Below are 9,983 nucleotides of genomic sequence, written 5' to 3'. Positions count from 1 at the left end.
CCGGAATGATCCGGCAGGCGCATGTCGAGCAGGATCGCATCCGGCACGAATTCGCGGGCCAGGTCGTAACCCTCGTCAGCACCGTGGGCGACCAGACACATGTAACCCAACTCATGGGCGAGGTCATAGAGGATGCGAGCGAAGTTGGGCTCGTCCTCCACCACCAGAATGCAACGAGTGGCAAACGGCGCCTTGTCGCGGTCATCGGCGAAGCGCGGGATGACCGCAGGAATCGCTGATGCCACCGGCACTGCAACCGCGACTGGCGCAGGCGTCACAGGTGTCGGGTGAAAGGTCAGCGGCGCGGCCGGCGTTTCGCCGAACTCGTGATACTGACGCGGCAACACCAGCGTAAACGTGCTGCCCTGCCCCGGCACGCTGTCGACGCTGATCGAACCGCCCAGCAACGTCGCCAGATCCCGCGAGATCGACAGGCCAAGGCCGGTGCCACCGTACTTGCGGTTGGTGGTGCCGTCCGCCTGACGGAACGCCTCGAAAATACTTTCCTGCTGATCTGCAGCGATACCGATACCGGAGTCCTTGACGCTGAAGGCGATGTGATCGTTCGGCTGCGCGGTAATGGTCAAGCTGACCGCGCCGTGCTCAGTGAACTTGATCGCGTTGGACAGCAGGTTCTTGATCACCTGCTCCAGACGCTGACGGTCGGTGAACAGCAAGCCCGGTGCGTCCGGCTGAACCTCGACGCTGAAGGCGAGTTTCTTGTCCGCCGCCAACGGTTCGAACATCGAGCGCAAGCCGTCGACCAGTCGATCGACACGGGTGTTTTCGGCAATCACTTCAAGTTTGCCGGCCTCGACCTTGGAAATGTCGAGAATGTCGTTGATCAGGTTGAGCAGATCGTTGCCGGCCGAATAGATCGATTCGGCAAACTTGACCTGTTCCGCCGACAAATTCTGCTGCGGGTTTTCCGCCAGCAGCTTGGCCAGAATCAGTGAACTGTTCAGCGGCGTGCGCAGCTCATGGGACATGTTGGCGAGGAATTCGGACTTGTACTTGCTCGAGCGCTGCAGTTCTTCGGCACGCTCTTCGAGCTGAATCTGCGCTTGATTCAGCTCGGTGTTTTTCTTGTCCATCGCATCGCGCTGTTCGGCGAGCTGCTCGTTGGTCTGCTCCAGCTCCACTTGCTGGGTTTCCAGATGCGCTTGGGATTCCTTGAGAATCCGCGATTGTTCTTCCAGCTCTTCGTTGGCGGTCTTCAGCTCTTCCTGCTGCACTTGCAGCTCTTCATTGAGCTGCTGGGTTTCGGCGAGCACTTCCTGCAAGCGCTGACGGTAACGCGCCGCTTCGATCGAGGTGCCGATGTTGCCAGCAATCAGTTCCAGCAGTTCGATATCGCGCTCGGACAGCGGACGCAGGAAGCCCAGTTCGATCACACCGTTGACCCGATCATCATCGCTGGTCGGCACCACCAGCACACTGTGCGGCAGGCCTGCACCGAGACCTGAGCTGACTTTGAAATAGTCGCCCGGGACCGCGTCGAGACGGATCAGGCGTGCCTGCTCTGCCACTTGGCCGACGATGCCTTCGCCGCTGTAGATCGTTTGATTGAGCTCTTCCTGCTCGCGGGAGAAACCATAAGTGGCCACGCGCTTGAGGCCGCCATGTTCTTCACGCACATAAAGCGCCGCGACGGCAGTGCCGAGGTATTGCGCGCAGAATTGCAGAATGTTGCGCCCCAGCAGGTTCAGTGTCAGTTGCCCCAGTACCTGCTCGGCCAGTTGCGTCTGGCCGTTGCGCAGCCACGCCTGCTTCTCGAGGCGTTCGGCGCTGGCCAGTTGGGCGGCGAGGTTGGCGCTGTAGTTGGTCGACAGGTTGAGCAGATCACGGCGGCCGATGTAGGCCAGCAACCCACTGATACCGACGATGAAAATCAGATAAAGGGTGATGCTCCAGATAGTGGTGCGGCGCACGTCTTCGTTACGCGTGGCGCGCAGCACCTGCTCGGTCTCGATGACGTCCTCGAACTGCTTGCGGATCTCATCGGTCAGGCGCTTGCCCCGCCCGGCCTTGACCGCGCCGCGATAGTCGCCACTGCTGCGCTGCAGATCGATCATCGACTGCGCGTAGTTGGCCCACTCCACCTGCAACGCCTGCAAACGGCGCAAACGATCGGTCTGCACCGGATTGTCGGCGGTCAGCTCCAGCAATGTATTGAGGGCGACCTCGATGCGCGGTTTGGCTATTTCATACGGGTCGAGAAAATGCTCGTCACCGCTGAGCAGATAGCCGCGCATGCCGGTTTCCAGATCAACGGTGAGTTTCACCGCTTCATTGGCGTTATTGATCACCCGGTCGGTGTGCTCGACCCATTGGATGACCGACAGCAAATAAGTGATCAGCGAGACGAAGAACACGGCGCTGAGCACGCCGACGCCCAGCGGCAGGCTGACGTTGCGACTCAGAAGTTTGCGGAACCGTTGTTCATCAACCGAGGACGGAGAGGACATGGGGCAGCCTTGTCGAACTGTTGAAAACCCGAGAGTTTGCCCCAAAACCCCGCCATGGATCCATTTTTCTCACACAAATGATGGCATTTTCCTACACACGCCTGCGCATTGGACGACGCCAACGGTTATCCTTGCCGCACCGCACTGACCTGTTCTTTTTTGTATCAGCTCGGGAACTTGTGGCTATGCGCCACTTACTCATGCAAGAGTCCGGCAAAATTCGCTTGCCCGGTATCCCCCGATTTCATTTTTCTGAGAGTCCTGCCATGTCTGCCAATGCCTCCACTATCCTTGTCGTAGAAGATGACGACATCGTGCGCATGCTCATCGTGGATGTGCTGGAGGAGCTGGAATTCACCGTGTTGGAGGCTGAAGACGGCGGCGAGGCGCTTGCGATTCTTGCGGATTCTGGTAACGCCATCGATTTGATGATGACCGACCACGGTCTGCCTGGCATGGATGGCCGCGAACTCTCTCAAAGGGCACGTCAGCTGCGCCCTGCTCTGCCCATCCTGTTCGCCAGCGGTTATGCCGAGACTATTGATGTGCCCAGCGATATGCATGTCATTGGCAAGCCCTTCTCTATTGACCAATTGCGCGACAAAGTTAAAAGCATTCTGAAATAAACCTGATAGCTGCCCGTCGCGGATGCAACTTGTCACATCCAAAAACAATCAGCAACTAACTAATACTGCCATCACTTAACCTGCCAGCTCTATCCTGAGTGATCCTTGGCCCCGTCATGCAAATAACGGAACGTTTGCCAAACACCATTCAATAAATTCAGGATAGAGCCCATGAAGTTCATTTCAGCCGACGTGGCTGTCACCGTCGACCGTAGCGCGTATGACAAACAGGAACGCGCGCTAATGGCCCGGGCACTGACCGAGGCGATTGCAGCAACCGAGCTTCACGTCTCCGCCGGCAGCTATGCGGCAAGCGCCTCGCGCCCCTCCAGTACAGTATTCAATGTGCAAGATCGTTTCATGCCTCGGGTCGTCGGCAGCAGCTTTGACGAACGTTGCGAACCAGTACGGAACGTCTTCAAAGAGATAATCAACGCGCCTGCTTTTTTGCAATTACTGCGCAAACACTCATATGCCGATGACATGCAGCTGGGGGTCAACACCGAGTCCAGGCTATTTATTGTTTATGATTCGGAATTTGAATCCCATCGGTTCAGCGTTGCTTTTGATAGTGAAGAAACAAGCGTATTCAGCGAAGAGCTCGACATGCTCGCCGAGTTGGCAGAGGACACTGGCGGCGTTATTTATTCCGGTGAAGTGATCGGCATAGAGCAATGGTTGAATTTTCACGGTTATAACTTGCCGACAACGCTTGGCGAAACCAGGGTATTGATTGAGTGGCTTGTCTTCGAACTGCCTGAACCACCCCTCTTGGGCGACTACCACGACTTGCTCCACGCTGATCAATCCTCACCGTTTCATTTATCGATCGCAGAACGCCACGTCATCACCCAGACCGTACATGAGCTGACCCGAGGTGCGACAAGCCTGTTGCAGGCAGTGGCGTTCGCCAACTTCAACCTGATCCCGGCGCAGGATATACGTGAGCATGCGGACAAGTTTCTGCAAAACTTCCTGCGTCGAAAGACTGCTCGCGCACTCGGGGTCACGTTGCACGAGCGGCTTGGCTGGCATCTGGAGGCCGATGATCCAGCCGTCCGCGATCGCCAGCTCGACGAGATAGTCCTGGCTGCGCTGATCATCGACATGCAATTGCGCTCCGATCAGCCCCTCCTCGCCGGCTATGACTTCTATCAACCGGCCAATAGCGCACGGAGCGCGGCCGAAGTACGCATCCTGTTCGAACAGCATCTGGTTGACGTCGGCCTGAGCGAGGCGCACAACGCGCCACTGGCAGCGCATCTGTTACTGGCGGGTGCGGCACCGGAGCTGCTGATTGCGCAAATCCCGCCCGGGCTGACGCTGGACAAGCCTGGCTGGGTAACAGCGCGCCAGACCGCTGCCGTCATCGAACACCTCGCGCCAGGCAGCTGCCGAGCAATGACATTTGCGCAAATCAAGGCATTTTCCGAGCTGACAGGTGTTTCCACTGACCTCGACAAATTGTACGAAGCGGTGGCAATCCCGGCGGTGGTGGACTGGGCGGTTTTGAACGGAGTCATCTCTTACCGCAGTGCCAAAGACTACGACAACGCTGCGGTGATCAAGGCTACCGCTTATTTCTCGCGCTATATGCAGGCCCTTGCCCAGTCTGAAACCGGCTTGTCCGCTACGCCCCCCGACCGGCGCAAAATCGCCTTGCAAGCGCTGGAAAAGGTCATGCCCGCCGGCCCCTACCTTGAACAGAAAGCCTTCAAAATAAAGTATTTGAGCAGTTTCGAAGAGCGCAGCTGGCTGGAAGGTCTGAAGGCTGCGCATCCGGCGGGGATTCTCAGCGAGTTCTGGGATTTGCTCGCCAGCACCACCGGCAACAACGAATATGCAATCAACGGCCTGCTGCGCCTGCGCCTGTCGATTCTCGATCTGTACCTTTCCGGGGACCTGGTCGAAAACGGAAAACTCTCGGACAAATTCAAGCCCCGCGACAGTTTCCGCGCTCCAGCCGGTGCCTTTGCCCGCCTCGGCGAACTGCAATCGCCGTCGCAACTGTTTGATCAGGCATTCGATGGTTACTACCGGAACGTGCGCGAGGGCTTGTCGTCCCTGATCAAAATGGCGATCACGCAAATGCCGGAGGACGATCGCCTCGCCTTGACCCGCGGCAAAACAACCCTCTACACCGTCCGCAAAGAAGTCAATCCGCTGAATCCGAATCAGGAAACGCAAATCCAGCGGGATGAAGCCCATGGGCGTTACGGGATCATTCTCTGCTGCGGCAACGGTGATCAAATCCGCGCTTACGAGCTGTTCACGTTGCGCGGCGTTTGTCGCGAGCGCCCCGATCTGGCGCTCAAGTTGCAAAGCACCGGCCTCATCCATCAACGTCCGACCCTCTCGTATACCGGTAGCAAGTACGACTTCCAGGACAAGAACAAAGCGAGCCAGTGGCCTCTTGATTACGCCGCCTATCGCGAGGGCAGCGAATCACGCCCGGGCATGACCTCCAAAGTGGTGGTGGAAAAGCTCTGGCAGTTGCAACTCGACGCGACTGATGTGCGGGCGGTCGCGCTGTTTTTTTCAGCGCAACTGGATGCGATCGCCGAGTGCGTACTGGACAACCATCCTGTCGCCAGCCGCGAAGAGTTGTATGCAGCACTGGATGTGCGCAACGGCCTGGAAGAATGGCGCACCACCAGGGAAACCATCGAAAACCTGGCAATCAACGTCATCGTGCCATTCAAACAATGCGTTGAAGACATCCGCTCCGGACGCACCGACCGCGTCTCCGAAGGTATTGGTGGCTGCGTTCTGGATGGCCTGTCGGTGATCGGCCTGCTGGTTGGTCTTGGCGCGTCGGCAGCGAGCATCCTCGCCAAGACCGGGTCGACCACCCTTAAACTGCTGAAAGTCGCCAAAGCTGTCGCTCGTGCGGCGGTGTCGTTGGCCAACCCCCTCGATGGCGTGCCCGCCCTCGCCCGCAAAGGCTTTCAACTGGCCAGGCGCGGCGTCGTGTTTGCCGGAGCCAGCGCGCTCGATGCCGCGCACACCGCCAGCGTGCAATTGAGGAGATTGATGCATGGCGCCGACGGTCATGACTGGATCAGGCTCTCCCCCACCCGCGATGTGTATCAGGCGACGTGGCGAGGGGTCGATGCGCTTGGCGAGGGAGTCGATATCGCGGTGCTCGAGCGCAACCAGCACTGGCACGCGCTGAACATCCGCACCGGCGGTGCCTGGGGCCCGCGCCTGAAACTACTCGACCTGGGCAACTTCGCACCGTTGAAGCGTCTGCTCGGCCGCTTCAAGCCGTTCAGTTACACCCGTGGCTATCTGAAAAAAGCCATTCCCGTGGCGCGCAGCAAGCTGGACAATTCCATCAGCGCGCTGATGGAATTGTCCTCCAACGACGACATTCCCGCAGTGCTCAGGCATGTGTTCGGCAATGATTCCGATGAAGTGGTTGAACATGTGTCCAAGCACCTGCGCGCCATGCGCAGGGATCTGGAATCGATCAGTTTCAGCAACGTCACCTTCCGCCCGCATCAACCCGGCGTGATTGCATCGCTGTCGCCACCGGCCTACAAGCGCTGGAAGACGGCGCTGCGCACCGGCAAGACCATCGATGAATCCGCCGGCAAGTTTCTTTCGATCTACCCGGACAATCTCGATGAGTTCTACAAGTTGTCCCGCTACGACGACGGTAGCGTCGCCGACGTACTCATCCATGAAATGTCCCACGGTGGCCCGGACACCCTTGATCTGTATTACGGCCAGGTGTACCCCGATTTGTATCATGCGGAATTCGATGCGGTCGGTTTGCTGGAGCTGGCCCGAGATGCGCGAAAGGCTCACCCGGACAACCTGATCAATCCGCACCACGCGCTGGCGTACAGACCGGGTTTCGTCCAGTTCGACCAGATGAAGGCGAGTCTGCCGAAACTGGTCCAGAATCACCCCGCGCTGGCCAATGCGGAGTCCTACATGCTTGCGGTGTCCCTGCTCGATCAAGCGCACACCCGCCCGGCCATATTGAGCTTCAATATCAAGACTATCGAATATGCCGTGAGCAAGACCGCTGCTGGCAAGTTCCTGCAAGGGCCGCTGCTGCTAAATCTCGCCAAACCAGTCAACTGAACGCGCAAACGATCGGCGGTGAAAGGGCTACAGGGTGCGTTTCAATCACTTCGCTGTGGTTTAATTACGCCCTTTTTTCCATGGGTCAGAGGATCAGTCGTGAGCCATTCGTGTACCACCAGAGTTCTGGTCATCGGCTACGTCTGGCCAGAACCGCGTTCGTCGGCGGCCAGCGGGCATGTCATGCAGATCCTCGAAACGTTTCTCGAGCAAGGCTGGGACATCACGTTCAGCAGCCCGGCCGGCCCGGGTGAACACAAGGCTGACCTCGCATCGCTGGGCATTCGCGAAGTGCCGATCGAGCTCAACAACAGCAGTTTCGATACGTTCATCAGCGAGTTGGCACCGGATATCGTGCTGTTCGACCAGTTCATGATGGAAGAACAGTTTGGCTGGCGTGTGGAAAAAAACTGCCCGGATGCCCTTCGTATTCTGGAGACCTCCGATCTGCAAAGTCTGCGTCATGCGCGCCATCAGCGCCTGAAGGACCGGCTCAAAAGCAACGACGAACAGACTGATTTCAGCGAACTGTTTTCCCCGGCATTGCACGAAGAATTCCAGCTGATGGCGGGTACCGATCTGGCCAAACGGGAAATCGCCGCGCTGTATCGTTGCGACCTGAACCTGATGATTTCCGAAGTCGAAATCGATTTGCTGGTGCAGGAGTTCGGCGTGCCCCGCCAGATTCTGCACTGGTGTCCGTTGATGATAGATATTCCGGCCACGGCGCCGCGTGGTTTCGCCGAGCGCGCGCATTTCCTCAGCATCGGCAACTTCCGCCACGCGCCGAACTGGGATGCCGTGCTCTGGATGAAAACCACCCTCTGGCCGTTGATCCGCGCGCGCTTGCCACGCGCGCAACTGCACATCTACGGGGCCTACACGCCCCCCAAGGCGACTGCTTTGCACAACCCGGCTCAAGGTTTTCACATCATGAACTGGGCCGAAGATGCGCTTGAGGTGATGTCTGCAGCACGGGTCTGCCTCGCGCCACTGCGCTTCGGCGCGGGAATCAAGGGCAAACTGGTCGATGCCATGCTCTGCGGCACCCCGAGTGTGACCACACCGACTGGCGCCGAAGCCATGCACGGCGACAGTCCCTGGCCCGGAGCGGTTGTCCTTGACGCGAACACGTTCGCCGAACAGGCGGTGCAGTTGCACGAAGATCCGTCACGCTGGCAGCAGGCGCAGGTTCTGGCTGAAGCACTGTTGCAACAACGCTACCAGCGCAATGTGCACGGCCCTCTTCTCATCAACAGGATCAACGATTGCCGACAACATTTGGCACAACTTAGAAACGACAACTTTACCGGTGCCATGTTGCGTCATCACACGCTCAAAAGTACCCAATACATGGCTCAATGGATTGAAGCCAAGAACCAGTTACATTCTACGGAGCGGTAGTCACAGCCCATACACGACTTGCATTGAAAGCAAACTATCGCGATAAACCGAATATGCCTATAACCATCCTGCGCGCAAAACTTTCATTAACGATCTGGCAGGATGTTCAACATGCAAGACCAAGATACTTTTCAAACTCATCAATGGATGGCTGATTCTCCACTACTCGACAAACTTTCGTTATTCGAGATGACCCTGCCCGGCGCACATAACGCCGGGTGTGACTGGGAAGCCTCCTACGCTTTGATTCCCGGCAAAAACTGGCTCGCCTGTCAGGACGTGTCCTTTTATTCGCAATTGAATCGCGGTGCTCGCGCACTTGACCTGCGCCTCATTTACAACAGCGAGGCAAACCATCTGGGGAGATTTCGCTTCCATCACAATGGCTATACCTCTTCGCGAACTCTTGAAGACCTCGTCAGGGATCTGAAGGGATTTCAGGAACGGAGCCGGAATGAATTTATCGTTCTCGACTTTCATGAACTTTCCAGCGTCAACGACCCATTCAATCATGCGCAATTCAAATCAGCTTTGCTGGAACAGCTTGGGGAGCGAATCATTCCCACCGAAAACCTGCATCTGACACTTGGCCAGCTCAAAGCCATCAATCCATTGCAACGCATCATGGTGGCCGCGCCGATGACCTGGGAAACGCAGGAATCCCGTTTCGAAAGTCCGATCCAGCACAAATGGATCGGGCAGACTCAAGTCAACACCACGGATCTGCATGGCTATATCAAGGGTGTTCTAAGCAACCCCGTCAGCACACGCCGCCCATGGTCATTATCGGCAACCAGCTTCACCCTCGGTGGACCTCAGCGAATCCTCGACAGCCTTGACGAATGGTTTGACCCAGGTAAGACCGACTGGGCGCGCAAGTGCAATATCATCAATTTCGATTTCATCAAAAACTCGAACATTGTGCGCTTTTGCCAAATGGCCAACTTGCAAAAGGCTCACGACAAGCCCAGCTAAGCGCGGTACCCAGCCACGATCAGGTGGAAGTGGCACAAATGTCGGAAAACGAGGCATCATCGCGCAGCAATAATAAAAAAGTGCCCCGTCATGACTCGAACCGCTCGCGTGACCGACCCCTCTTACGAGTTGATGGATGACCATAACGGTTTATCCATCATCTATCGCCAGCACGGCTTTCCGTGCCCGCTGGTGCGCTGGCATTTCCACAAGGAATACGAACTGCACCTGATCGTCGCCAGCTCCGGCAAGGTGTTCATCGGCGACTACATCGGTAATTTCTATCCCGAGACGCTGTTTCTGACCGGTCCGAACTTGCCGCACAACTGGATCAGTCAGGTCGCCGAAGACGAAGTGGTCGAGAAGCGCGACATGCTGGTCAACTTCACCGACGAACTGTTCGAGAGCGGCCATC

The 9,983-nt window shown here is 57.3% G+C and carries 6 protein-coding genes; 5 read left to right on the top strand and 1 reads right to left on the bottom strand.

The window, feature by feature from the left end; genetic code table 11:
• Positions 1–2,468: CHASE3 domain-containing protein (locus D6877_RS15075; RefSeq protein ID WP_130911314.1), on the bottom strand; the 2,468-nt coding region annotated here is incomplete at its 3' end.
• A gap of 266 nt (positions 2,469–2,734) precedes the next feature.
• On the opposite strand from D6877_RS15075, the gene D6877_RS15070 reads away from it, so the two are divergent.
• The 5 genes from D6877_RS15070 to D6877_RS15050 all read left to right on the top strand — a co-directional run.
• Positions 2,735–3,094: a response regulator gene (locus tag D6877_RS15070; RefSeq protein WP_130911313.1), complete on the top strand. Its 360-nt coding sequence runs from the start codon at positions 2,735–2,737 to the stop codon at positions 3,092–3,094.
• Positions 3,095–3,265: 171 nt separating this feature from the next.
• Entirely contained in the window at positions 3,266–7,189 is a 3,924-nt protein-coding gene (locus tag D6877_RS15065; RefSeq protein WP_130911309.1) for a hypothetical protein, read from the top strand.
• Between the two features lie 99 nt (positions 7,190–7,288).
• A complete protein-coding gene (locus D6877_RS15060) occupies positions 7,289–8,593 on the top strand; it encodes a glycosyltransferase (protein WP_130911308.1) in 1,305 nt (434 codons plus the stop codon).
• 111 nt (positions 8,594–8,704) lie between these two features.
• The gene (locus tag D6877_RS15055; protein ID WP_130911307.1) at positions 8,705–9,568 is read left to right on the top strand and encodes a phospholipase; all 864 of its coding nucleotides are present in this window, start codon (positions 8,705–8,707) and stop codon (positions 9,566–9,568) included.
• A 90-nt stretch (positions 9,569–9,658) separates the two neighbouring features.
• A partial coding sequence (locus tag D6877_RS15050) for a cupin domain-containing protein (RefSeq protein WP_178083690.1) occupies positions 9,659–9,983 on the top strand: 325 nt, incomplete at its 3' end.

It is taken from the genome of Pseudomonas sp. Sample_9, assembly GCF_004307535.1.
GTDB lineage: Bacteria > Pseudomonadota > Gammaproteobacteria > Pseudomonadales > Pseudomonadaceae > Aquipseudomonas > Aquipseudomonas mercuritolerans.
The sequence above is the reverse complement of the archived record's forward strand: the minus strand, read 5'-3'. Positions and strand labels throughout refer to the sequence as shown.